General features: G+C 66.9%; 26 protein-coding genes, 1 tRNA gene and 1 other RNA gene. 13 read left to right on the forward strand and 15 right to left on the reverse strand.

From position 1 onward, the window contains the following. Positions 1-102: 102 nt before the first annotated feature. From FXO18_RS11285 to FXO18_RS11295, 3 genes are all read right to left on the reverse strand, one after another. A complete protein-coding gene (locus FXO18_RS11285) occupies positions 103-795 on the reverse strand; it encodes a hypothetical protein (RefSeq protein ID WP_187774323.1) in 693 nt (230 codons plus the stop codon). Positions 796-946: 151 nt separating this feature from the next. Then, on the reverse strand, positions 947-1069 hold the full coding sequence (gene ykgO, locus FXO18_RS11290; protein ID WP_149361194.1) for a type B 50S ribosomal protein L36: 123 nt from the start codon (positions 1067-1069) through the stop codon (positions 947-949). A gap of 62 nt (positions 1070-1131) precedes the next feature. Continuing rightward, positions 1132-1695, reverse strand: coding sequence for an NADPH-dependent FMN reductase (locus tag FXO18_RS11295; protein WP_149361195.1), 564 nt, complete (start codon positions 1693-1695; stop codon positions 1132-1134). A 149-nt stretch (positions 1696-1844) separates the two neighbouring features. Between FXO18_RS11295 and FXO18_RS11300 the strand changes: the two genes are divergently transcribed. The 3 genes from FXO18_RS11300 to nadE are packed head-to-tail and all read left to right on the forward strand — an operon-like array spanning position 1845 to position 3864. After that, positions 1845-2507, forward strand: a complete 663-nt coding sequence (locus FXO18_RS11300) for a TetR/AcrR family transcriptional regulator (protein WP_223114689.1) — start codon at positions 1845-1847, stop codon at positions 2505-2507. A 31-nt stretch (positions 2508-2538) separates the two neighbouring features. After that, positions 2539-3015 (forward strand): MarR family winged helix-turn-helix transcriptional regulator, encoded by a 477-nt coding sequence (locus tag FXO18_RS11305; RefSeq protein WP_149361196.1) that lies wholly within the window; start codon positions 2539-2541, stop codon positions 3013-3015. Between the two features lie 9 nt (positions 3016-3024). Further along, the gene (gene nadE / locus FXO18_RS11310; protein ID WP_149361197.1) at positions 3025-3864 is read left to right on the forward strand and encodes an ammonia-dependent NAD(+) synthetase; all 840 of its coding nucleotides are present in this window, start codon (positions 3025-3027) and stop codon (positions 3862-3864) included. A 7-nt stretch (positions 3865-3871) separates the two neighbouring features. Here nadE and FXO18_RS11315 read toward each other — a convergent pair whose 3' ends face one another. After that, positions 3872-4639, reverse strand: coding sequence for an alpha/beta fold hydrolase (locus tag FXO18_RS11315; protein WP_149361198.1), 768 nt, complete (start codon positions 4637-4639; stop codon positions 3872-3874). Positions 4640-4717: 78 nt separating this feature from the next. On the opposite strand from FXO18_RS11315, the gene FXO18_RS11320 reads away from it, so the two are divergent. Beyond that, positions 4718-5779 carry a NaeI family type II restriction endonuclease gene (locus FXO18_RS11320; RefSeq protein WP_235900616.1) on the forward strand — a complete coding sequence of 354 codons (1062 nt, stop codon included), beginning with the start codon at positions 4718-4720 and terminating at the stop codon, positions 5777-5779. Between the two features lie 4 nt (positions 5780-5783). Here the strand turns inward: FXO18_RS11320 and FXO18_RS11325 are convergent, their stop codons facing one another. Next, positions 5784-6782 (reverse strand): DNA cytosine methyltransferase, encoded by a 999-nt coding sequence (locus tag FXO18_RS11325; RefSeq protein ID WP_235900617.1) that lies wholly within the window; start codon positions 6780-6782, stop codon positions 5784-5786. Between the two features lie 239 nt (positions 6783-7021). Here FXO18_RS11325 and FXO18_RS11330 point away from each other — a divergent pair, with 239 nt between their 5' ends. From FXO18_RS11330 to FXO18_RS11340, 3 genes are all read left to right on the forward strand, one after another. Further along, positions 7022-8434: a threonine/serine exporter family protein gene (locus FXO18_RS11330; RefSeq protein WP_407936466.1), complete on the forward strand. Its 1413-nt coding sequence runs from the start codon at positions 7022-7024 to the stop codon at positions 8432-8434. A gap of 39 nt (positions 8435-8473) precedes the next feature. Continuing rightward, a complete protein-coding gene (locus FXO18_RS11335; RefSeq protein WP_149361200.1) occupies positions 8474-9379 on the forward strand; it encodes an alpha/beta fold hydrolase in 906 nt (301 codons plus the stop codon). A 121-nt stretch (positions 9380-9500) separates the two neighbouring features. Further along, on the forward strand, positions 9501-9863 hold the full coding sequence (locus FXO18_RS11340; protein WP_149361201.1) for a hypothetical protein: 363 nt from the start codon (positions 9501-9503) through the stop codon (positions 9861-9863). A 234-nt stretch (positions 9864-10097) separates the two neighbouring features. On the opposite strand, the gene FXO18_RS11345 is transcribed toward FXO18_RS11340, so the two are convergent. Further along, positions 10098-10640: a hypothetical protein gene (locus FXO18_RS11345; protein WP_149361202.1), complete on the reverse strand. Its 543-nt coding sequence runs from the start codon at positions 10638-10640 to the stop codon at positions 10098-10100. A gap of 238 nt (positions 10641-10878) precedes the next feature. Here FXO18_RS11345 and FXO18_RS11350 point away from each other — a divergent pair, with 238 nt between their 5' ends. Further along, positions 10879-11733: an alpha/beta fold hydrolase gene (locus FXO18_RS11350; RefSeq protein WP_149361203.1), complete on the forward strand. Its 855-nt coding sequence runs from the start codon at positions 10879-10881 to the stop codon at positions 11731-11733. On the opposite strand, the gene FXO18_RS11355 is transcribed toward FXO18_RS11350, so the two are convergent. From FXO18_RS11355 to smpB, 6 genes are all read right to left on the reverse strand, one after another. Then, the gene (locus FXO18_RS11355; protein WP_223114696.1) at positions 11694-13691 is read right to left on the reverse strand and encodes a hypothetical protein; all 1998 of its coding nucleotides are present in this window, start codon (positions 13689-13691) and stop codon (positions 11694-11696) included. The two genes, FXO18_RS11350 and FXO18_RS11355, sit on opposite strands and share 40 nt — an antisense overlap. A 173-nt stretch (positions 13692-13864) precedes the next feature. Next, a tRNA-Ala gene (locus FXO18_RS11360) sits at positions 13865-13937 on the reverse strand. Between the two features lie 107 nt (positions 13938-14044). Further along, positions 14045-14812 (reverse strand): DsbA family protein, encoded by a 768-nt coding sequence (locus FXO18_RS11365; RefSeq protein ID WP_149361204.1) that lies wholly within the window; start codon positions 14810-14812, stop codon positions 14045-14047. A 257-nt stretch (positions 14813-15069) separates the two neighbouring features. After that, a complete protein-coding gene (locus FXO18_RS11370; RefSeq protein ID WP_149361205.1) occupies positions 15070-16275 on the reverse strand; it encodes a NupC/NupG family nucleoside CNT transporter in 1206 nt (401 codons plus the stop codon). Between the two features lie 221 nt (positions 16276-16496). Then, positions 16497-16864, reverse strand: a transfer-messenger RNA (tmRNA) gene (gene ssrA / locus FXO18_RS11375). An 86-nt stretch (positions 16865-16950) separates the two neighbouring features. After that, positions 16951-17427: an SsrA-binding protein SmpB gene (gene smpB, locus FXO18_RS11380; RefSeq protein WP_149361206.1), complete on the reverse strand. Its 477-nt coding sequence runs from the start codon at positions 17425-17427 to the stop codon at positions 16951-16953. A gap of 203 nt (positions 17428-17630) precedes the next feature. On the opposite strand from smpB, the gene FXO18_RS11385 reads away from it, so the two are divergent. From FXO18_RS11385 to FXO18_RS16100, 5 genes are all read left to right on the forward strand, one after another. Beyond that, positions 17631-18056 (forward strand): hypothetical protein, encoded by a 426-nt coding sequence (locus FXO18_RS11385; RefSeq protein WP_149361207.1) that lies wholly within the window; start codon positions 17631-17633, stop codon positions 18054-18056. Positions 18057-18258: 202 nt separating this feature from the next. After that, positions 18259-18561 (forward strand): YbaB/EbfC family nucleoid-associated protein, encoded by a 303-nt coding sequence (locus FXO18_RS11390; protein WP_149361208.1) that lies wholly within the window; start codon positions 18259-18261, stop codon positions 18559-18561. After that, a complete protein-coding gene (locus tag FXO18_RS11395; protein WP_149361209.1) occupies positions 18558-18872 on the forward strand; it encodes a WXG100 family type VII secretion target in 315 nt (104 codons plus the stop codon). Before FXO18_RS11390 ends, FXO18_RS11395 begins: the two co-directional genes overlap by 4 nt. After that, the gene (locus FXO18_RS11400; protein ID WP_149361210.1) at positions 18872-20251 is read left to right on the forward strand and encodes a WXG100-like domain-containing protein; all 1380 of its coding nucleotides are present in this window, start codon (positions 18872-18874) and stop codon (positions 20249-20251) included. Before FXO18_RS11395 ends, FXO18_RS11400 begins: the two co-directional genes overlap by 1 nt. Before the next feature lie 49 nt (positions 20252-20300). Then, the gene (locus tag FXO18_RS16100; RefSeq protein ID WP_235900634.1) at positions 20301-20531 is read left to right on the forward strand and encodes a hypothetical protein; all 231 of its coding nucleotides are present in this window, start codon (positions 20301-20303) and stop codon (positions 20529-20531) included. 145 nt (positions 20532-20676) lie between these two features. Here FXO18_RS16100 and ftsX read toward each other — a convergent pair whose 3' ends face one another. From ftsX to prfB, 3 genes are all read right to left on the reverse strand, one after another. Then, positions 20677-21579, reverse strand: a complete 903-nt coding sequence (gene ftsX, locus FXO18_RS11410; RefSeq protein WP_149361212.1) for a permease-like cell division protein FtsX — start codon at positions 21577-21579, stop codon at positions 20677-20679. Further along, positions 21576-22268: a cell division ATP-binding protein FtsE gene (gene ftsE / locus FXO18_RS11415; protein ID WP_149361213.1), complete on the reverse strand. Its 693-nt coding sequence runs from the start codon at positions 22266-22268 to the stop codon at positions 21576-21578. Before ftsE ends, ftsX begins: the two co-directional genes overlap by 4 nt. A gap of 67 nt (positions 22269-22335) precedes the next feature. Further along, a complete protein-coding gene (gene prfB / locus FXO18_RS11420) occupies positions 22336-23454 on the reverse strand; it encodes a peptide chain release factor 2 (protein WP_149361214.1) in 1119 nt (372 codons plus the stop codon). Between the last annotated feature and the right edge of the window lie 6 nt (positions 23455-23460).

The following is a 23460-nucleotide window of genomic DNA, read 5'->3' on the forward strand; positions in this document are numbered from 1 at the left end:
GCTTCTCGCGACTTTCGCGTCGTTTTTCGCACACTCACGGTGGTGGGCGCGGCTCACCCCGGCAACGCGCGAGCGGGCCGCGAGCCCGCCAGGCAGCGCGGCTCAGTCGCCGGTGAAGTCGGGGTTCTGCGCGAGGAAGGCCTCGGTGCGAACGGACAGCTTCGAGGTGGTTCCCGCGTTGGGCAGGCTCGCGCGGAGATTGACGACGGTATTGAACGCGCCCATCGGGCCGGCTCCGCTCACGGACGGGACGGGGAAGCCCTTGGCGGCGACGTTGACGTTGGTGATGCCGATGACGCTGCCGGGGATGCCCTTGCGCATGAGCCGGGGAATGTTCTCGGCGCCCTCGAAGCGCTGCATGCGCACGATCAGGGGCTTGGCATGGGTGCCGATGTAGCAGTCACCGCCCACGAGGGGGTTGTGGACGTGGATGCGGAGGAAAAGCGTCAGGTCGAAGGCCAGGAGGTCATTGATGACCAGTGGCTTGACCGCCTCGACGCGCGAGGTGACGGTGCCCATGTTGCCGAGGAAGCGGGAGACGGCGTTGACGCCGGTGACTCCGCCGGGGACCACGAGCGACTCGCCGTAGATGCCGTGGCTGCCGTCGGATGGTGGGACGAACTTCCCGTCGGTGACTCCGCCGCTGATCTTGAGGCCACCGTCGCTGATGGGTACGACAAAATCTCCGCTGCGGAACTCGCCGCCGCGGATGAGCACGGTGAGGCAATGCTGGGCGCGTGGTGTTGTTGCCACGAACCCGGGGAAGGCACCTTTGGCGCCGGGCAATCTACTCACCGTTTGGTCTCCTCGCTCAAGCGCCCGCGCGCGGTTTCGGGGATCAGCGAACTCCTGGTCCTTGTCTACCGCACGCGGGCGCTCGGCGAGGCGTGGTTGGGTCACACGTGAACAACAGCCGGCTTTCTCGAGCCAGGTGCTTCACGTGGCCTCAGCCCTGGCGAGCCTTGAAGCGCGGCTCCTTCTTGTTGATGACGTACACCTTGCCGCGCCGCCGGACGACCTGGGCGCCGGGCTTCTGCTTGAGCGCGCGCAATGACTTACGAACCTTCATGGGGATCCCTCTTCCGCTTAGCGATGTCGGCTGACACTATATCGGCCACGGAAGGGTCCCGGCTATGCCGCAACCGCTACCGCGTTCGCGAGCTCCGCGACGACCTCGCGGATCTGGTCCACGAGCTCGGCATCGTCCGCAGGTCCGTTCTCGGCGAAGCGCTGGTAGGCACCGCCGATGGAGAGGGTAAGGTTCTCGACCACTCGGGCGCCCGCCACTCCGGCCGACCTGCGGGCATCGTCATGAGCCCACTTCCCGCCGTACTGTCCTGCCGAGATTCCCGCCACGGCGACGGGCTTGTCCTTGATGGCTCCCTCGCCGAAGGGTCGGGAGGCCCAGTCAATGGCATTCTTCAGAACAGCGGGCAAGGTGCCATTGTACTCGGGGGTGACGAGAAGTACCGCATCGGCGGCGCCCACTGCTTCACGGAGAGCTGCAGCGGCGGCGGGGATGCTGGCGGGGCTGTCGAGATCCTCGGAGTAGAAGGGCACGGACGCGAGCCCGTCCACGACGGTGACGGTGACGGAACCGGGGGCGTTGTCCGCGGCGAGGCGGGCCAGCTGGTGGTTCAGCGAGTCGGTGCGGGTGCTTCCGACAAGGACGGCAATGGTGGTCGATGCGGTCATGGCTTCCTCCGTGAAACTGGGGGTGGTGGCTGGCGGCGGGATCGCCTGGCCCCTTTCGAAACTTTCAACCGGACCGCAGTCCGATTACTTCCGCTCCGGCGCCAGGTGTGCCGCGAATCACATTCCGCTCGCCCCGTTACCATGACGGCGTGGATGCACTCCCCTTGCTGCCCGAGCCCCGGCCCCTCGCGGGCCAGGAGGCCGAGGGCGAACGCTCCGATGCCGCGCGCAACCGGCAGCGCATCCTCGATAGCGCGCGCACGCTCCTCGCCAAGGGAGGAGCCGACAGCCTCACCATGGATTGCCTCGCGCAGGCCGCGGGCGTGGGCAAGGGAACCATCTTCCGCCGCTTCGGCAGTCGCGCCGGACTGCTGCAGGCGCTGCTCGACACCGAGGAGCGGGAGCTCCAGCACGGCTTCCTCGCAGGTCCCCCTCCGCTCGGTCCCGGCGCCCCGGCCGAGCATCGTCTCGTGGCGTTCGGCACCGCCCGGATCGAGTTCCTCCGCCAGCACGGCGAGCTGCAGCGCGCCGCCGACCGCGACCCAGCGAACCTTTTCGGCGCCCCGCCACGCCACCTCGATCACGCGCACCTCGCCCACCTGCTGAGGCAGCTCGGCACCGTGCCCCGCCCGACGATTCTCGCCACGTCGCTGCTCGCGGTCATCAGCGCACCCGTTGTGCTGCACCAGGTTCACGTCCAGAACCAGACGTTCGACGAGGTCATCGGTTCCTGGTCATTCCTCGTCCAGCAGATATGCCGATCACTTAATTCGTCATGTGACACCGCCAACATCTCTTTGCCGGAGCAATAACACTCGCGGCTTGCTGGCCTAGCATCGAAGCATGGCTGACAACCGCGAGCTCCTCCACGACCCCCGCATCACCCTGATGGGCCTGTTCGCGGAGACCTACAACACCCTCACCGACCACACCGCGGCACAGCTCGCCAGCCACCAGCTAGCCCCCGCCGAGTTCGAAGCACTCCTGCGTCTCAGCCGCAACCAGGATCACCGGCTCCGCATGTCCGACCTCGCCGCGCAGGCAGGCCTCACCAACAGTGGCGCCACCCGCCTCGTCGACCGCCTCGAGAACCGCGGCCTCGTTGCCCGCGAGACCAACCCCGACGACCGCCGCGGCACCACCGCCGCCCTCACCGCGGACGGGCTCGCGCACCTCACCGACACCTTGCCCGGACACCTCGAGATCGTCGAGAAGCGCTTCCTCGACGGCATTCCCGCCGAGCAGCGCGACACGTTCTTCTCCACCCTCCGCGCGTTGCGAGACCACCTGCGCCCTGAAGCCGAGCGCGGCGCGCACTAGAGTTGTGCCATGAGCGATCTGCGGCAGCACATCCAGGACGAGCTCGACGTCGCCCCCGCCATCGACCCCGCCACCGAGATCGAGCGGCGCGTCGCCTTCCTCGCCGACTACGCGATCAGCACCAGCACGCGCGGCTTCGTCCTCGGCATCAGCGGCGGCCAGGACAGCGCACTGGCCGGCAAGCTGTGCCAGCTCGCGGCCGAGCAACTACGCGCGAACGGCCACGATGCCCGCTTCGTCGCGGTCCGGCTCCCGCATGGGACCCAGGCCGATGAGCACGATGCCCAGACCGCGCTCGCGTTCATCGCGCCGGACGAGTCGATCACCGTCGACATCAAGCCCGCAGCCGACGCTTCCAGCGCCGAATGCTCCACCGCCATCGCTGCGGTGCCCGGCGGCGCCGACGGGATCAGCGACTTCGTCCGCGGCAACATCAAGGCTCGCGAGCGCATGATCGCCCAGTACGCCATCGCCGGGCAGTTCGGGATGCTCGTCGTCGGCACCGATCACGCCGCCGAGGCCGTCACCGGATTCTTCACCAAGCATGGCGACGGAGGCGTCGACCTCACTCCCCTGACCGGGCTGACCAAGCGCCAGGGACGGCAACTGCTCCAGCACCTCGGATCCCCCGACAGCATCTGGACGAAGATCCCCACCGCCGATCTCGAGGACGGCAGGCCCGCTCTTCCCGACGAGGCAGCCCTCGGCATGACCTACGACGAGATCGACGACTATCTCGAGGGCAAGGACGTCTCCGAGCAGGTCGCCGAGCGCCTCGAGGGCATGTTCCTCGCCACCCGGCACAAGCGCACGGTGCCGGTCACCCCGGCCGACACCTGGTGGCGCTGACCCCGGCTCAGGCAGCGCGCAGGAACTCCAGCGCTCGTTGCGAGCATTCCCCTGCCCGCGCCATCGGGATGTCATGCCCGGCACCGGCGAGGATGTGCAGCTCACTGGCCGGGAGCGACCGTGCGATCAGCGCGGTATGGCCTGCACGGATGACGTCGCGCTCCCCCGCCATCACGAGCACGGGAACCTCTGCGCGTCGCAGGCGGACTGGATCGATCCGCGGATGGTCGGTCATCAGCGCGAGCCTGCGGACGGACCGGCGCACGCACGGCAGCCTCCGCGAGACCACCCCGAGCAGCATCTTCTGCACCACCATCGAAGCGCGTGCCCAGGGGTGCAGGCCCGCCGGATCGAGGTTCGCGCCGACCACCACGGCGGAATGGACACGCTGCGGATGATCGAGAAGCAATTGCAGGATGATGTTGCCGCCGTCGCTGTAGCCGAAGAACCGGGCCGAGCGCGCGCCCTCCGCATCGAGGACGGCGCACGTGTCCCGCGCGAGCAGCGGAAAGTCCCAGGGCGCTGATCCAGCGGTGGAGCGACCGTGCCCGCGGGTGTCGATGGCGATCACCCGGAACTCCTGGGCGAACGCAGCGATCTGCGCCTCGAGGGTGGTGTGGTCCTCGCCGTTGCCGTGCAGCACCACCAACGGCTCAGCCGCAGCATCACCGCGCACCACGTAGTGGATGCGCGCGCCGCCCGTGTGGAGATACATGCTCCCGGCAGCGTCATCCGGGTCGGCGGGCTCGCTCGCGGCAAGCGGGGAAGGCTTCATCGGGGCAGTGCTCCTTTCGCTACGTCCAGTATTGCTGGCTGTTTCGCCCGCGTCGCGGTGTTCTCTACAGTGTCGGGGGTGAACGACGGATTATGGCCACTCCCTTCGCCCGCACCGGCTCCGGGGGCGATTCCCGCTGCGGGCCTCGAGGATGACGGCCTGGCATTGTTCGCCGCCTCGGATCTCGCGCCTCCCGGGCAGGGGCCCGCGGTCGTCCTGCCCGATGATGAGGCGCTCCACGTGGTGGTGGAGGCACTGCGGGGCGCGGACCCTGGTGGCGAGCGGCTTGCCGCGGTGTTCCGCTCGACGTTCGACCAGTTGTACGACGGGCAGCATACGGGCCGCTACCGCTGGGACCAGTTGTACAAGACGGAGAAGACGCATTTCGGCACGTTGATCGAGATCAATCTGCGGCGGGAGTTCCGCGACGTGCTCGAGGACGGGGCGCTGCTGGACTACCGCATCCAGGGCCTGGATGTCGATTGCAAGTTCTCGCAGCGCATGGGTGGCTGGATGCTGCCGCCGGAAGCCCTGGGACAGCTCGTGCTGGTCTGCACCGCCAGCGACGAGGACGGCACGTGGAGCCTCGGGGTGGCGCGGGCGATGCCCGGCTTGTGCCGCACGAGTGTCAACCGTGATGGGAAGACGACGTTCACACCGGCAGGAGTGGCCTCGGTGGTGTGGTTGTTCCGCGATGCCGAGCTGCCCCCGAACGTGCTGCTGCGGGTCGATCGGCAGATCGTGGATCGGATCTTCGCGGCACGGACCGGGCAGCGCCGGGTCAATGAGTTGTTCCGCCTCGTCACCGGCCGACGCATCGGCAGGAACACAGTGGCGACCGTGGCGGAGCAGGACGACTACATGAAGAGGGTCCGCGCCAACGGTGGAGCGCGCTCGACGTTGCAGGCCGAGGGAATCGTCATCGCGGGCGGTGACTACCAGGCTCACCGGCAGATCGCAGCCGACCTCGGGACGGTCGTGCCGCGTCCCGGCGAGTTCGTGAGCTTCGCGGTGGTGCCTGCCGGGCCCGAGGACCGTCTGCCAGCCGTGGAGCTCGATCGGCAGCGCTGGCGGATGGCCCAGCCCGGGGAGCTCCCTTCCGTGCCAGCGCCCGCGCTGCCACACTCGCGCGCGTCCTAGGCCACTAGCCGACTGCGCGCAGATGCCTCGGAGCAGCGGGGCGGCGGACACGTGTCGCGGGCTTCGCGACGAGCATCCGCTTGATGGAAGCACCGATGGAGGCAGCGACAGGCGGCGGGAAAGCGTTGCCGATCTGCCGGTAGGCCGCGGTCTTGCGGCCGGAGAACTGCCACTCGGGCGGGAAGCCCTGCAACGCGGCCACCATTTCGAGGGTGAGCCTTGGCACATGGTCGGCCGGGGTGTCCTCGCCGGGCACCGAGTCAGCGATTCCCTTGCCGTCCACGCCGAGCGCCAGCCAGGAAGCCCGCGCCCGGGTCGGCCCGAGGTCGGGGCCGCCGTGCTTTCGGGATCCGCCAACAATGGTTGGCCCGATCCCCTTCGCTTGCTTCGCCCACTGCTGCGCGCCGGGCCATCCCTTGCTCGCCATGATCGGGTACAGCGCCTCGCCCACCGTGGGCGGCGTGCCCTTCGCGCCCGGCCACTCGAACCGCTTCATGTAGCGACGCTTCGCCGCCACCAGGATGAACCGGGGGCGCAGCTGCGCCACGCCGAATTCGGAGGAGTTCAGTACCTGCCAGTCCGCGTCATAGCCCAAGGAATCAAGCTTCTCGAGGATCGATTGCCGGTACGGCGCGAAGCGCGCTGTGGACAGGCCACGCACGTTTTCCAGCATCACCGCGGCCGGGCGGGCCTGCGCGACCAGGCGCAGCGCCTCCGGGAACAGATCACGCTCATCGTCCGCGCCAAGCTGCTGGCCGGCGATCGAGAACGGCGGGCACGGCACTCCCCCGGCAAGCAGATCGATGCCGCGATAATCCCGGCCCTTGATCTCGCGCACATCACCCTCGTGCACGGTCCAGCCTGGCCGGTTCATGCGCAACGTGGCGCACGGCTCCGGCTCGAGCTCCACCGCGAGCTCATGCGCGAACCCTGCCTGCTCCAGGCCCAGTGACTGGCCTCCTGCTCCCGCGCAGATCTCCAAGCAGGTCAACTGCTCAGCCACCCTGGCACCTCCACCGATCGTCCCGTGCTTGCTCCTCCCCGGAGAACCGGGGACTAGTCGGAGTGCACAGTACGTTACCGGTCTGACATCTTTTGCCCGAGCCGTTGCCGGGGCATGTCCGGATACGAGCCCGCCAGAGATTGGTTTAGCTTCTTGGCCGGGTTCCAGACATGATGGAACCTGCACACCACAAGACGCGATCACCCGCGTGGAAGGGGATCCCCACCAGAATGAACTGGATGCGGAAACTGGGCCGCGGAGCCGGTGGCACGCACGCCACCATCGACACCGCAGCGACCCCAGCCATCCTCCCCCTGCAGCCCATCGACCTCACCGATGACGCTGCCGTCACCGAAGCACTCGACCTCGCGGTACGCGTGGGCTCCGTGCTGCTCGACTCCGGCACCGGTGCCATCGACACCCAATGGCAGACCCAGTTCGTGGCGTCGACCTATGGCCTCGAGCAATGCGAGGTCGATGTCACCTACAACTCGATCATCATCACCGCGCACCGCGGCCCCACGCTGCCGCCAGCGACCACCATGCGCGTGGTGCACCATCGCTCCCTCGACTTCACCCGGCTCGCCGCGGTCGATCACCTCATCCGGCAGATGCGCAACCGGCTCCTCACCCCCGCGCAGGCGCACCGCATCCTCGACACGATCGTTTCCGCGCCCCACCCTTATCCCCGCTGGGTGGCGACCGCTGCCTGGGCGGGGATGGCCGCATCCGTGGCTGTCCTCCTCGGCGCGGGCCCCATCGTGGCGTTCGCATCGTTCCTCACCACCATCGCGATCTATCGCACCAACCTCTACCTCAACCGGCTCGGACTGCCGATGTTCTACCAGCAGGTGGTCGGTGGCATGATCGCGACGGTCCCCGCGCCCGTCATGTACTCGCTCCAGGACGTGCTCGGCATCACCGTGCTCCCCTCGCAGATCGTCGCCACCGGGATCGTCGTGCTGCTGTCCGGGCTCTCCCTCGTCGGCTCGGTGCAGGACGCCATCACCGGCGCCCCGATCACCGCATCCGCCCGCCTGCTCGAAGTGGTCATGATGACCGGCGGCATCATCACCGGGGTGGCCCTGACGCTGCAGATCACCCAGCAGATCGGCATCGAGCTGCCCATGGTCGACGCCAGCTTCATGCAAGGCTTCATCCGGTTGCCCGTCCAGGTCGCCGCGGCCGCTGCCGCCGCAATGTTCTTCGCGCTCGCGAGCTACGCCGAGCTCCGCGCCCTCACCGCGGCCGCGTTCGGTGGAGGTGCCGGAATGCTGACGTTCCTGCTGGCGCTCAGCGCATCAGCCGGCAACGTCGCCGCCGGTGGCACCGCCGCCATCCTCGTTGGGTTCGCCGGTGGCCTCATGGCGCGGCGCGCTCTCACTCCCCCGCTCGTGGTCGCTGTCGCCGGTATCACCCCGCTGCTGCCCGGCCTCTCGGTCTATCGTGGCCTCTACAACCTCATCGCTGATGATCGGGTGGCTGGCCTGACCAACCTCGGCAATGCGTTCGCCATCGGCGTCGCGCTCGCCGCCGGCGTCGTGCTTGGCGAATGGGGGGCGCGCACCCTGCGGCGACCCACCATCATCCTGCGACCACCGACGGTCGCTACCCGATTCCTGCCCAAGCCCTGGCAACGCCCCGCCCCCTAGCCACAGCCACCCACTCATATCCACGAGCGGAGACCACCGTTGAGTACCACGCCAATCCGCAGCACCGTTCGCAACGGCGACATCGACCTCGCCGTCTTCGAGCAGGGCAACCCCAGCGGCGAGACACTCGTGCTGGTCCACGGCTGGCCCGACACCCACGAGCTGTGGCACCACGTCGCACCGCTGCTCGCCGACACATTCCGCGTCATCAGCTATGACACCCGGGGCGCGGGGGCATCCACCGTCCCCGAACGGCGCGCCGACTACCGGCTCCCCCTGCTGGCCGACGACTTCCACGCAGTCATCGATGCCGTCAGCCCCACCGAGAAAGTGCATGTGCTCGCCCACGACTGGGGCGGCGTCGAAGTATGGGAAGCGGCCGCATCGCCTAGGGCCGCCGAGCGCATCGCGAGCTTCACCGTCACCTCGGGTCCCAACCTCGACATCCTCGCGTCCTGGGCGCACGAGAACCTCGCACGGCCCACCCCGCGCAACCTCGCCGGACCGCTCAAGCAACTCCTCGCGTCCTACTACACCGGGCTGTTCCAGCTCCCGAAGATCCCCGAGCTCGTCCTCCGGCGCGGGTTCTCCCAGCGCTGGCCCCGCTTCCTCGGCAAGTTCGATGGCCTCGACCCGGCCCAGGTGCACACCGCCGACACCCTCGCGGACGACATGGCCAACGGCGTCAACCGCTACCGCGCCAACCTCGCCCCCACGCTCCGCCGACCCGAGCCCCGCACCGTCACCATCCCGGTGCAAGCCATCATCAACGAGCGCGATCGGGCAGTCCTCCGCGGCCACTACGACCACTACGCGCGATTCGTCCCGCGGCTCACCCGAACCCCGCTCGATTCCGGCCACTGGGCACCGTTCTCCCACCCCGCCGAGCTTGCCGCCGCCACCCGTGACTTCATCGCCCAGCACCCGGCCCGGCCAGGGAGCTAGCGGCCAGCCAGCGATCGACCGGATTCATGAAACTTGCTCCGGGCGAAGCGCACCAATCCGGCACCACACCCATATCTGTCGTGGCACGCTGGAAGCGTTGCCGTCCGCAGAGAGGTAGACAATGACCGCAATCCTGGGCAAAACCAAGCCCGACACCAGCACCCAAGACGACTCCTCCACGCTCACTGACAAGGTGAAGCAGGCAGGAACCGTCGCCACCAGCGCACCCGTGCAGCTATCCCTGCTCGCCGCGCGCCAGCTCCGCAAGTCCAACAAGGACAACGCCGACAACGCGCCCAAGGCCACGAAGGCCAGCAAGCCACGCCGGTCCCGCAAGGTCCGCGCCGCGCAGATCCTGATCGGCACGGCGGGCGCGCTCGGCCTCGCCGGGCTCGCCGCCTACATGGCCAAGCACTGGGACGAGCTCGCCGACGGCGGGATCGAGATGCCGAACATCTCCCTCGGCTACGACTCCCAGACCTAGTCACCTGCTAGACACGAGTGGCCCCCATCCTCGCGGTGGGGGCCACTTGTGTCTCGGGGTGGTCGGGGGCTATCCGCGGCGGAGTGGCGGGCCAGCCGCGGCGGGGCGTCCGCGGCTGGCTGCGGCCTGGCTTCCGGAAGAGTGAGGTTTTGCACCCTGTTTCGGCGGACGGAGGGTGCAGAACGTCACACAACCGCAGCTCGGTGGCGGCACCGCTCGCCGGGGCCGCGCTAGCTACAGCTCGGCGGCGTCGATCATCGGCCCGAGATCCACATCGCGCGCCGCCATGATGTGCGGCTTCTGGATCTCCTGCCGGATATACCGCGCCACGAAGCGCTGCACCTCCGCCTCCATGCCAGAGACAAGCTGGAGCACGCTCGAAGCCACGCCCTCGGCGCGCAGCGCGACCGTCACATCCGATCGCGATGGCGGATCGATCTCGACCACCACCCGCAACGGCGATGCGGCATGAGCGGTCAATCGCAGGTCAGCCTGCACATCCGCCCGGAAGCGATGAACCGTTCCGGTCAGGCGCACCACGAACCGCAGGTCCACGGGGATACTCAGCACGAAGCGCAACGGCTCGGTATCCGAGACCCGCTCCACCTCCGGATCGCGCACTACTCCATGCGCCGTGACCTTCGCGATCCGCCCCGGGCCAGCGCCGATAGGGCCGAACTCGATCGGCGCCCCAGTGATGCTCGACACCGCCTCGAGGATCCGCTCCCGCGAGATCGCCCGCTGGAAGAACGCCAGCGCGAACTCCTCGTAGGACATGTACCCGGAACCCTGCGCACCACCCTGTGCACCCGCTTCACCAGCCATCATCCAAACCTAGCGCGAACCGCGACGCGCTGCCCCGGAATGCAGGTGAACACGGACGCCTCCTGGATCACACCGCCTGCGCGACAGCGATCTGGGTCACTGCAGGGCCGAAGCCCGCCTACATTACCCCCGTAACACTGGGAGTTACGCCTTCATCAGTGAGAGGACTTTCCACTACCGAGGAGGAATCATGCGCATCGCTGAGGTCAATGGGGTCGAGCTCGAGTACGAGGTTTCAGGGGTGAAGGATGGCGAGCCACTGTTGCTCATCAGCCCGGTGCTGGCCGACGGGTTCAGGCCCTTGCTGGACATCCCCTCGCTTTCGTCGCGCTACACGATGATCAACTATCACCGCCGGGGCTGGGCTGGCAGTACTCACACTGGAGAGCCGGTCACGATTGCCGAGCATGCTGACGATGCCCGCGAATTGCTGGCACAGCTTGGTATCCCTGCCGCCCACGTCGCGGGCCATTCGAGCGGGGCCGCTGTGGCCGTTGAGCTCGCGCTTCGCGCGCCCGACAAGGTTCGCTCGGTGACACTGCTGGAGCTGTCACTGCTGTCACTGCCCTGTGGGCAGGAGTTCCTGCAGGGCGCGGGGCCGGTGCTGCAGAGCTACGCCCGCGGCGATTCGGCTGGCGCGTTCGCGGCGTTCATGAGCACCGTCAGTGGCCTGGACTGGGCCGAGTGCCATGCTCTCCTGGCCGAACGCATTCCCGGCGTCGTCGAGCAATCGGTGCAGGACGCGGACACCTTCTTCGGAATCGAGCTACCGTCGCTGGCCGAATGGTCACTGAGCGCCGAGCGCGCCGCACAGCTGTCGCAACCGGTTCTCTCCGTCCTGGGCAGCGACACGCTGCCGTTGTGGGTCGAGGTCGCCGGGTTCTTGCGCGAGAACGTGCACGACATTCAGGAAGCACGCATTTCCGGCGCAGGGCACCTGCTACAGATCCAACAACCCGAGCAGGTTGCCCACGCTCTGTCCAGGTTCCTCGCCGAGCATCCGATTCAGTCGAGGGAACGGATACTCCACACCACCACGAGCTGAGGGTCCGGGCAGTAGGAGCAGTATGTGCCAGTGCGGATCGCGTGGTTGAGATGCGCGCCGAGCGCTTGATGATGGTCGGCGACGTGGGCGATCGCCGACCTGATGGACCGCGTGACGCGGACACGGGCACGCTCGGACAAGGAACCCGATCGTCGTTGGCGGCCGCCGATTCCGAAAGCCCGAGATAGTTCGCGAACCAGGAAATCGCGCTCGGCTTCCGCTTGTGCTTGACGCTGCGGATCCCCCGTCATGCTCGCTTCATCGATGTCGCTGTCGATCTCCGCGAGGCGGCGCCGGTAGGCAGTGCGTGCTTCGTCATCGAGGGTCTTCCCAGCATCCCCGATCTCCCCGGAGTTGCTGAGATCGAGGGCGTGGAACTCCCTGCCCGGTTCGCCCAGGAGCCGAGCCAGGTAAGCAAGCCCGTGGAGAGCCTTGACCCGAATCGTTCTCTCCTCGAAGGTGACCGACCAGTACTCGCCTTCCCTCGCGAGCGAGGCATGGACCAATGGCTTGCCCCGCCCGCTCGGCGGGCTCTCGAACGCGCGCTGCTCATATAGCCTGCGGGAATTGTCGAGATCGCGCTGGCTCTGTACCAGGTTGCCAGCCGCTCGATGCGCGTCGGCGAGTCCCCGATACGCCAGTGAAGCCTCATAGGGAGCGCCGATGTCCTGCCAGCTGTCGGCGGCCTCGGCGAAGCGGGCCAGCGCGCCTGCCAGGTCTCGATCAGCTAGCCGCACCTGGGCGTCCGCGTAGGCGGCGATCGCGGCCAGCGCTTTGCTCCGGAACGTGCTGCTGATGATGCCTAGCTCGGCGGCGGCGGCCCTAGCAGCGGCGGTGTCGCCATTCGCAAGCTCGACCTGAACCTCGACCTCGAGCAACGGAACGCGTTCGAGCGCACTGTGCGGTGGTCGCTCCTTCGACGGAACGCGGCGCGGATGCGCGAGGCCATCCCGGATGGTCGCCGAGGCCGCGGTCACAGCGCCCCGAGCAAGCTGGACGAGCGCGAGCCCGGAAGCGGCATCCCAGCCGACGCTGTCTGCCTCAGCGAACGCGTCCTGAGCACCAGCGATATCGCCACGGCGCAGGCGGATCTGGCCAAGCTCCACCAGTGGCCAGCCAAGTTCTCGCCGCAATACTGGTCTCAGCTCCTCGCACGCAGCGAGAACCTCCGCTTCAGCCTGCTCGTACCCGCCCCGCAGCCGCAGGATCTCGGCACGATGAACACGGCACCGCCCGTGCAGGCTGCCAACCGCATCGGTAGCGCACCAGCGTTCCATCGCCGCTGTCCACTGCTCGGCGAGATCGTACTGCGCCAGCCCCTGCAGCACGCACACAAGCTCGCAGTACACGACACCCGTTGCGAGGGGATCAAGCTCCCCGCTGAGCACTGCGACACCGACCTCGTCGAGCAACCCGAGGCCGCCCTCTACCTCGCCGGTCAGGATCATCACGCGGCTCTGGACGATTCGCCCGATAGCTGCCGCAGCCACGTCGGACTCGTCGCCGATCGCCACCGCTCGATCCGCCGCCCCGCGCGCCGCGTCGATATCGCCTGCCATCAGCCGCTCGTAGGACCGAACGACCGCGCACCAGGCATGCGCTGCCGAATCCGGGACTGCGGCGAGGAGCTGCTCCGACTTGCGCAGCCACGCGCGCACTGGGGCCATCATGGCTGTGTCGAAGAGTAGGTGCATGGCGACCCGCGCAGCCGCTCCACCGGCACCAACCGTGTCTCCCGCCGCGCTGCACAGCCGATAAATGCGCTCCCACACTGCAATTGTCGTGTCGAGCTGTCCCGCCGCCTGCGCGACATCAGCGAAAAGCACCAGATCGGGCGGCGAGAGACAACCGGACTCGTCCGCGATGGAGAAGAGATCGAATGCACGCGCCCAGTCACCGCCCGAGGCGGCGATGCGCGCCTCGACAACCGCGTTCCGCGCATCCGTGGTCGCTGGCATCCGAACGCCTCCCCGATCGTCGAGGCTCGATGTACTCCAATTGTAGGGGAGCACGGATGGCATGCGCGTCGAGATTGAACCGCAGTTGGCATGAGGCGCGCCCGAGTGGCGCCCCCAAAGAAACAAGCCACCTCACCGAATCGATGAAGTGGCTCGAATATTAGGTTGTGAAGTGGAGCTAAGGGGACTCGAACCCCTGACCCCCACACTGCCAGTGTGGTGCGCTACCAGCTGCGCCATAGCCCCGTGCGGTCTGTGATGTGCAGTTCCGCTGCCTGATCGAAGTTACACCACGGCCGGATTGTTCGCCAAATCGCAGGGCGGGTCGCTCGGAGGTGGCGCCCGCGCCCCGCCTACTCCGCAGCAGCCTCCGCGTCCGCGACGAGGTTGTCGAGCCAGTGCCGGTTGAGGAAGTCGATGGTGGTGTCGTCGTGGACGACGGTGGGGGTGCCTTCGCCGCCGGCGTCGATCATGGCCTGGCGGTTGGTGTCGACGTTGCCGCGGATGGTGTCGAGGTGCTCGCCGCTGGTGATGCAGTCGATCGTGGCTGGGTCGGCGCCGTTGTCGCGCGCGAGCTGAGCGAGCTCGTCGTCGGTGAGTGTGCTGCCGTTCTCGGGCCGGTTGTCGTAGAGGGCCGCGTGGTAGGCACTGTAGGCGGCGGCAGTGCTGTGCTGGGCGACGCAGGTTGCGGCCGCGGCGGCGCGGGTGGAGTAGGTGCCGTCGCTGGAGACGGTGTCGAGGAAGTTGAGGGGCCGGTACTCGATGGTGACGTTGCCGTCGTCGATGTGGCGGGCGATGTGGTCGCCGTAGAGGTGGGCGAAGTCGCGGCAGCCGGGGCACATGTAGTCCTCGAAGAGCTGGAGCTGCACGGGCGCTGCGGGGTCGCCGAGTCGTACGCTGCCGTCCTCGGTGATGGCTACCGCAGCGTCGCGAACAGGTCCGTAGCCCTCATCGACGGGGGTGCTGGTGCGCTGCAGCCAGAGGATCATGCCGATGACGCCAGCGGTGGCGAGGATGACCGCGAGGATCGCGAGGATGTAGGTGGCGCGGTTTGAGGGCTTCTCCGGCGTGTAGCTCGCAGTACGGGGTGATCGGTTGTGGCGTGATCGTCGGGAGCTCACGGGTGTCCTTTCGCGGTGGTGGCGCGGCGCGTCGACGCTACAGTGCCCGAGTTCGGAGCTGGTTGGCAACCTCGCTAGGCCCGGGGTGCAGGGACGGCACCGCGAAGCAGCAGATCCGCGGACTGCTGGCCACGCCCCCGCGTGAGATCTGCTGGCTATTGTCACGCGACACGCCGCGACACACCTCTCCGGACGATGACATCAACCAGCAGATTCTCGGATCAATAACCGCCCGGCGCGAGCACTAGCCGTTGCCGCTAGACGAGCAGGCCGACGATGGTGGCGCTGATGAAGCTGACGAGGGTGGCGCCGTAGACGAGGCGCAGGCCGAACCGGGCGATGGTGTCGCCCTGGGCGCTGGCGAGGCTCTTGACCGATCCGGCGATGATGCCGATGGAGGCGAAGTTGGCGAAGGAGACGAGGAATACCGCGACGATGGCGTAGGTGCGATCGCTCAGCTCATAGTCGCCCGCAGCGATCTGCGTCATGGCGACGAACTCGTTGGTGACGAGCTTGGTGGCCATGAGGCTGCCGGCGTCGACTGCCTCGTTCAGGGGCACTCCGGCGAGCACGGCGAGCGGGGAGAAGACGTAGCCGAGCACGTCCTGGAACGTCACGCCGAAGACGCCCGTGAAGGCACCGTTGACGAGCGCGATGAGGGCGACGAAGCCGATGAGCATGGCGGCGACGGTGACGGCGACGCGGAAGCCGTCCCAGATGTACTCGGTGAGCGTCTCGAAGAAGGTGCGGCGCTCCACATCGGGCCAGATGGCGACGTCCTCCTCGGGAGGCAGGTCGTAGGGGTTGATGAGGGAGACGACGATGAAGATGCCGAAGAAGTTCAGGGCGATGGCGGTGACGACGTACTGCGGGTCGAGCAGAACCATGTAGGAGCCCATGATGGAGGCGGAGACGGTGGACATGGCGGCCGCGGCGAGGGTGTAGAGGCGCCGCTCGCCGAGATGGGTGATCTGGTGCTTGAGGGAGAGGAACACCTCGGCCTGGCCGAGCACCACGGAGGCGGAGGCACCATAGGACTCGAGCTTGCCGAGGCCGTTGACCTTGCCGACGGCGAGGCCGAGGTAGCGGATGAAGACGGGCAGGATGCGGGACCATTCGAGGATGCCGATGAGCGCGGATATGAAGACGATCGGCATGAGCACGACCATGAAGAACGACGGGGTGAGGCCGTTGGTGGCGTCGGGGTCGCCGGCGAGGCCTCCGAAGACGAAGCTCGTGCCTTCGAAGGCGTAGCCGAGGAGCGCGGAGAAGGCAGTGGAGATGCCGTCGATGATGGCTTGGCCGACGTTGGTGCGGATCAGGAACAGTCCGAGGAGCACCTGGATGACGAGCATGATGCCGACGTACTTGAGCCGGGTCAGTGCGAGGCGGCGGTCATAGCTCGCGGCCCAGGCCAGTGCGAGGAACACGATGAGCCCGATGATGCCGATGACGTAGTGCACGGTCCTGCCCCTTCCGTGGTGCCCGCTCCCCCGCTGGCAGTGGTTGCGCGGCGAATGATTCACCTTCGCCCGCGGTGGGCAGCGCCGCAACCGGAAGGGCGGGAAATGTGATGAGAACGGGCCCGGGGCGGAACCTCTGGGGCCAGGCACAAGTGGCCGGGAACGGTCCCCCGGAACAGGAAGAAGGCCAGAGGCTTGGTGCCTCTGGCCTTCTTCCGTACCTGTGGAGCTGCCGGGAATTGAACCCGGGTCCTGTGCCATTTTGCTGGGGCTTCTCCGTGCGCAGTCCGCTATGCCTCTACTCGGATCTCACAATCTCGCGGACAAGTCGTGATGACGATCCCAGTCACTGTTTGATGTCCCCTACAACCCCGTGACCGGGCTGTAAGGTTTGTCCCTCTTGCGACGCCAGGGTCCGGGCCGAGGGCGCTCCCGGTCTGACGGACTTGCTATCGCTTAGGCAGCGAGAGCGAAGTCGCGCTGAGTGTTCTCGGCGCTTATAGGTTTGCAGCGACGCTTACGGTGGTCTCCTGCCTGCACCGGCACGCTTCCCCCAGCGCTACGTACACAGTCGAAACCGATCAGCCCCGTAGTCCCTGGGATCAGGTTCCCCCAGTGTAACGACAAGCGCGGGCAGTGTCATCCACGTTCTCGCGCAGGGGTGAGCCGAAACACCTATCCGCGCATGCCCTTGATGCGTCGTCCCAGCTCACGGGTGGCTTCCCGCTCCGCGGTGCGCCGCGCCATGTCCTGCCGCTTGTCATGCAGTTGCTTGCCGCGGGCCAGGGCAAGCTCCACTTTCACGCGCCCGTCGACGAAATACATCGATAGCGGCACGAGAGTCAGGTTGCCCTCGCGGGTCTTGCCCACCAGATGCTCGATCTCACGCTTGTGCAGCAGCAGCTTGCGGGTGCGGCGCGGCTCATGGTTGGTCCAGGTGCCCCGGTTGTACTCGGGGATGTGCAGCCCGCGAAGCCACACCTCGCCATCATCGACGGTGGCGAACGCATCCACGAGTGACGCCTTGCCCTCACGGAGAGCCTTCACCTCGGTGCCCAGGAGGGCCACTCCAGCCTCATAGACATCGAGGATGGAGTAGTTGTGGCGGGCCTTCTTGTTGGTCGCGATGACCTTGCGGCCCTTCTCCTTCACCTCATGGTCCCTTCATGATCGTTCTCGCGCATGCCCGCCCCGCGATCGGGCAGGCCCTGCCTAGCCCTTCAACGATACGGGTCCGCGCAAGTCGATTGCTGCCAACCCGGATTCGCCAGAGAACCCGGGGAGCCGCTGCGCCGGAACTAGAGTGAGCGGTGAAGGCATGACCTGCCACGAGGGGATCGACCGGGGGAGGACCCGTGCCAGTAGTGATTCTCGACGACGTGGAGGCCGCTCCTCCTGAGCTCGCGGCACAGATCCCCGCTCGCGCAGAGCTGCTGAAAGTCCTGCCCGGGCCCGACAGGCCGGACTACTGCCTGGCATTGCTGGAGAATCGCACGATCTTCCGCCCGCCCGAGGGATTCGATGCCTCCACGATCGAGCCCGAGTTCCTGCGCCACGACGATGACGGCACCCCCGTGATCCTGGTGTACGCCGTGGTCATGTGCTCCCGCTTCGCCGGGCAACAGATAGCACCCGATATGAAGGACCTCTGGGTGAACCTCGCATTCATCACCGACAACTCGCTGCTGCGCGACGACCGCCTCGACTTTGCCAAGATCGCTCCGGTCGGCGTGGTTCGCATCAATCTCGACCCGACGACAGAATCGTTCCGGCGCCGCTGACCACCCAGTGGCGTGCCTCACACTTTCGGACCAGCCGGAACCGGTATCAGATTGCGTGCGTCCTATTCCTCCGAAGCCAGCAGTAGGCAAGGGGGAAGCCATGGCAGCGCCAACTGGTCGCGAAGCGCTACGGGCGCGCAGCGCAGCATTGCAGGACACCATTGATGCGATGTCTGTGGAGCTTGCGGAAAGCTCCTAGCGGTTGCGCGCGGCCCAGCAGCTCGTGGCCGAGATTCGGGTGGAGCAACGCTCCGAGGACGAACTGGTGACCGTGGTTGTTGATGCCGTAGGCGCCATCATCGACGTGCGCATCGCGTCGTGGGCGCTCAGCAGGGCAAACACCACTACGCTTGGCTCCGCGATCACACGGACCGCCAAGTCCGCAGCCGCGCGGGCACGCGAGCAGGCCAACGAGATCCTTCACGGTGCAGCCCCGCAGAACGTGCCCATGAACCTGTCCGACCTCGTGCCTGGCACTCCGAACTTCAGCGACGTGCTCCGGTGAGCGGCAATCTCGAGCTTGACCCCGACCGGCTGCGCGCCGTGGCGCCACGATTCACCGACATAGCGGACAGCATCAGCAACATCCTGGGACAGCTGACCGACGCTCTCGCGGCAGAAGGCGAGTCCTGGGGCCGCGACGAGAACGGCACCTCCTTCGGGTCCGGGTACGCGCCCGCCGCGAAAGCAGCAGCAAGCGCCACAGAAACGATCAGGGACGCGATGAACGGAGTCCACGAAGTGGCCCTATCCACCGCTGACCTGGTCGATGAAACCGATCACGGCTCGGCGGCCACCTTCGGCGGGACGTCCTGATGGGCATCCAGATCCCGGGCTGGCTGCAAGAGGTCGGGTCCATCGCGGTAGGCGCGGACTGGCCCGAGGCCGATGAATCATCGCTGCGCCGGATTGCCGAAGCGTGGCGGACCGCAACCTCGGCACTCGACGAGATCGAAGGGGACGCACGATCCGCGACCACCGCCGCGCTGGGCACGATCTCCGGTGACATCCACGACCAGATGGCGCAGTACCTCGACCAGTTCCTCGGCGACGGCGGAACCTTCACCGAACTGATGACAGCGCTCGACGACCTCGCCGAAGCGTGTGAGGACTTCGCCACCGAAGTGGAGTACGCCAAGATCGCCATCATCGGGGCGCTCACGCTCCTCGCTGTCGAACTGGCTGCGCTCGCCGCAGCAGCGATCCCCACCCTCGGCGGCAGCCTCCTCGGCAGCGGCGCCGCCATCCTTGCCACCCAGATCGCGGTTCGCACGATCCTGCGGCAACTGGTCCTCGCCGCATTGCGCAACGCTGCCGCCGGCGTCGCCGCCAGCGCCGCATTCGATGGGATCATCCAAGGAATCCAGGTCCTCCAAGGCGGACGGGGCGGGTTCAACGTCCAGCAGGCAATCCGAACCGGCGCGTTCGGGGCACTGGACGGGCTCATCCCCGACATCGGGAACAACGGGCCCGACCCCGCAGTGCGGCCCGCCGGACTCGACCTCGGCGCCAGCCACCTCAACGGGCCAGACGGCAACAGGTCCCTGCTCAACCTCGACCCCGACATCAAGCCTGGGCTGTCCACTCCCCTGCGGCCTGTCTACACGCAGGACCAGGGAAAACCCCCGCTTTCACCGAATTCCTCAGTAGAGGCTCCAGATGATCTGATCGATGCTTCGACCGCTTCACCCCAATACAGCGGGCCAGAATCCGCCGTTCCACTCACGCAGGGCGAGATTGACCACATCAGATCCATCGAGAAGGGCGAGCGCCCCAAGCCCGAGGACTACCTCCCGCCGCAGTACATAGAACAGCACCTTGCTCACTTCGAAGAAGGTGCCACCCGGTTCACCACAGCTTCCAATCTAGACAAATATGGAATAGCGCAGCGGGACGGAACCGCATTTGTTATGCCCAAGGATGAGTTCGATGCAATGGTGGCCCGATCCGAGGGAGATCCCGCAAAGCTTGAGCACGAATTAGGCCTACCGGAGGGATTTCTTGAAGAAAATAAGCTCGTACGGGTCGATATCCACCATCCAGGTGAGCATGACTTGAGAATTCCTTCTGGGAATGAGGCTGGGGCCAATGATCTATGGTTACCAGGTGGCGTGCTTCCAGGAGGAGGGCGCGAAGCAGTTCTAGATGCCGGAGGCCTGACCTCAGGCGACTTTTCAACAACAACGATCAGATAGGGGAGACGATCAGATGAGCAGGTTCACTGACACGAAGACCTCGATCGAAATGAGAGTATCAATAGGAATCGACAGCAAAACTGGCGGCTATTATCTTGCCATTCCGGTCAGCAACGGGCTAGTCGACTACGAGGAGTACTACAGTATCGACGAGACTCGGTATTTGGAATACTTGCATGACGTTTCACGCGCTGCAGAGTTTGCGGAATCATGCCGGAAACATGAACTCGATGACCTACTTATCGTTGAACCAGGGTGGAACCGAGGAACTCCAATCTAGCTCGCTTCCTGAGGCCAGGAGGTTGGTTGCTCGGATCTTCGGCCTCGCGCCTGGTGGCCGTTCCGGCGGCTGTCCAGCGCCTGCGCCGTGTTGCGCGGAGTCCCGCGCTCCGCCAGTTCGCCCCACCCGCTCCACGCCCACTCTCCTAGTCGCGCACGTAGAACCGCAGAGTGACGTAGCCGGTCGCGGCAGCCAGCGTGGCGGCGAGGCCAAGGAGAACGGGTGCGACGGCGGCGACGGATCCGGTGGTGATGGGCGCGATGATGTTGGATTCGTAGACGGCGGCGAGCATGCCGTCGACGATCGCGCCCTTGGCGACGAAGAGGCCCGCGATGGCGATGCCCGCGCCGAGGAGGGCCGCGAGCAATGCTTCGAGGATGAATGGCACCTGGGTGTACCAGCGGGTCGCGCCGACGAGGCGCATGATGCTGACTTCCTCGCGCCGCGTGTAGGCGGTGATCTGGACCATGTTGCCGATGAGCAGGAGCGCGGCGGCACCGGCGACGGCGGCGATGGCGAACGCGCCGTTGCGGAGCCCGTCGAGGATGGTGAAGAGCCGCTTGACGAGTTCTTCCTGGTTGCGGATGGATTCGACACCGGGATAGAGGAGGAACTCGTCGTAGATCGCCGCGAACTGGCGGGGGTCGTCGAGGCGCACGCGGAACGATGCGGGCAGCGCTTCGGCACGCACGAGCTCGAGGATCTCGGGGTCGTCGGCGAAGGTCTGCCGGTAGATCTCGACGGCTTCGTCGCGGCTGATGTAGGTGACGGTGTCGGTTCCGGGGAACGCGGCGAGGTCGTCGGCGAGGGTGGTGCAGATGCTGGTGGCGCAGTCGGGGTCGGCGGCGCTGATGTCCTCGGTGAGGAAGATCTCGACCTCGACGTTGTCGAGGTAGATCTGCTGGGTGCGGGTGGTCATGTCGGCGATGAGGAGGCCGCCGCCGAGCAGTCCGAGGGACATGGCGGTGGTGAGGATCATCGCGACGGTCATGGTGATGTTGCGGGCGAGGCCGGTGATGGCTTCGCGGGCGAGGAATACGAGGTTCATGCTTGGTCCGCCAGGTAGGCGCTGGAGGCGTGGTCGCGGACGATGCGCCCGTTATCGAGCTCGATGACGCGGCGGCGTGCCCGGTCGACGAGGTGGGTGTCGTGGGTGGCCATGACGATGGTGGTGCCGGTGGCGTTGATGCGTTCGAGCAGCAGCATGATGTCCTGGCTGGTGACGGGGTCGAGGTTGCCGGTGGGCTCGTCGGCGAGGAGCAGTCGCGGCTTGTTGACGATGGCGCGGGCGAGGGCCACGCGTTGCTGCTCGCCGCCGGAGAGCTCGTGCGGGAGTCGGTCTGCCTTGCCCTCTAGCCCGACCTGCGCGAGCGCTTCGGGGACCGCGCTGCGGATCTCGGACTGCTTGCGCCCGATGACGGTGAGGGCGAAGGCGATGTTCTCGCCAGCGGTCTTGCGGGGCAGCAGCCGGAAGTCCTGGAAGACGCAGCCGATGCGCTGGCGCAGCTTGGGCACCTGGCGCCCGGGCATGGTGTTGAGGTGGTATCCGGCCACGTGGATATCGCCGTCGGTGGGCTTCTCGTCACGCAGCAGCAGTCGGACGAGAGTGGATTTGCCGGAGCCGGAGGGCCCGACGAGGAAGGCGAAGTCGCCCTCGGCGATGTCGAGGGTGACCCCGTCGAGAGCGGCATGTGTCGCGTTTCCGTAACGCTTCGACACAGCGGACAGGGTGATCACGCCGCCGAGTGTATAGTCCCGCGCGCTCCTGGGGCACCTTGGAGCGCTGGACCCCTCGTACGCGTGGCTACTCGGCGGAGGTATCGCGCATGCGCCAGCGGATGCCCGACTCGATGAAGCGGTCGATGTTTCCGTCGAGGACGGTGGAGGGGTTGTTGACCTCGAGCTCGGTGCGCAGGTCCTTGACCATCTGGTAGGGGTGCAGCACGTAGGAGCGCATCTGGTTGCCCCAGGAGGATCCGGTGTCGGACTTCAGCGCGTCGAGCTCGGCCCGCTCCTCCTGCTTCTTCCGGGCGAGCAGCTTGGCCTGGAGCACGCGCAGCGCCGCGGCCTTGTTCTGCAGCTGCGACTTCTCGTTCTGGCAGGAGACGACGATGCCGGTCGGGAGGTGGGTGAGGCGCACTGCGGAGTCGGTGGTGTTGACGGACTGTCCACCGGGGCCGGAGGAGCGGAAGACGTCGACGCGCAGCTCGGTGTCGGGGATCTCGATGTGGTCGGTGGTCTCGACGACGGGCAGCACCTCGACCTCGGCGAAGGAGGTCTGGCGGCGGCCCTGGTTGTCGAAGGGGCTGATGCGCACGAGCCGGTGGGTGCCCTGCTCCACCGAGAGGGTCCCATACATGTAGGGGGCCTTGACGGCGAAGGTGGCGCTCTTGATGCCGGCTTCCTCGGCGTAGGAGATGTCGTAGACCTCGACCTTGTAGTCGTGCTTCTCGGCCCAGCGGACGTACATGCGCATGAGCATCTCGGCCCAGTCCGCGGCGTCGATGCCCCCGGCGCCGGAGCGGATGTTGACGAGGGCCTCGCGCTGGTCGTACTCGCCGGAGAGGAGGGTGCGCACCTCGAGCAGCTCGATGTCCCCGCGCAGCGCTGTCCGCTCGGCGTCGGCCTCGGCGAGCGCCTCGCTGGCGGCGTCGCCCTCCTCGGCCTCGGCGAGCTCGTACATGATGGGCAGGTCGTCGAGGCGCTGGCGGAGCCCGGAGAGGCGACGCATCTCGCCCTGGGCGTAGGCGAGCTGGCTGGTGACGTGCTGGGCGTGCTCCTGGTTGTCCCAGAGGTCGGGCGAGGCGGCTTGGTCCTCGAGCTCCCGGATGCGGGTTTGCAGCTCCTCGACGTCGACGACCGCCTCGACGGTCTTCAGCGTGGTGTCGAGGTCAGCGATGTCTGCGGAAACGTCAGGTTGCACAGTCCC

Source organism: Lolliginicoccus suaedae (assembly GCF_008312885.1).
Lineage (GTDB): Bacteria > Actinomycetota > Actinomycetes > Mycobacteriales > Mycobacteriaceae > Lolliginicoccus > Lolliginicoccus suaedae.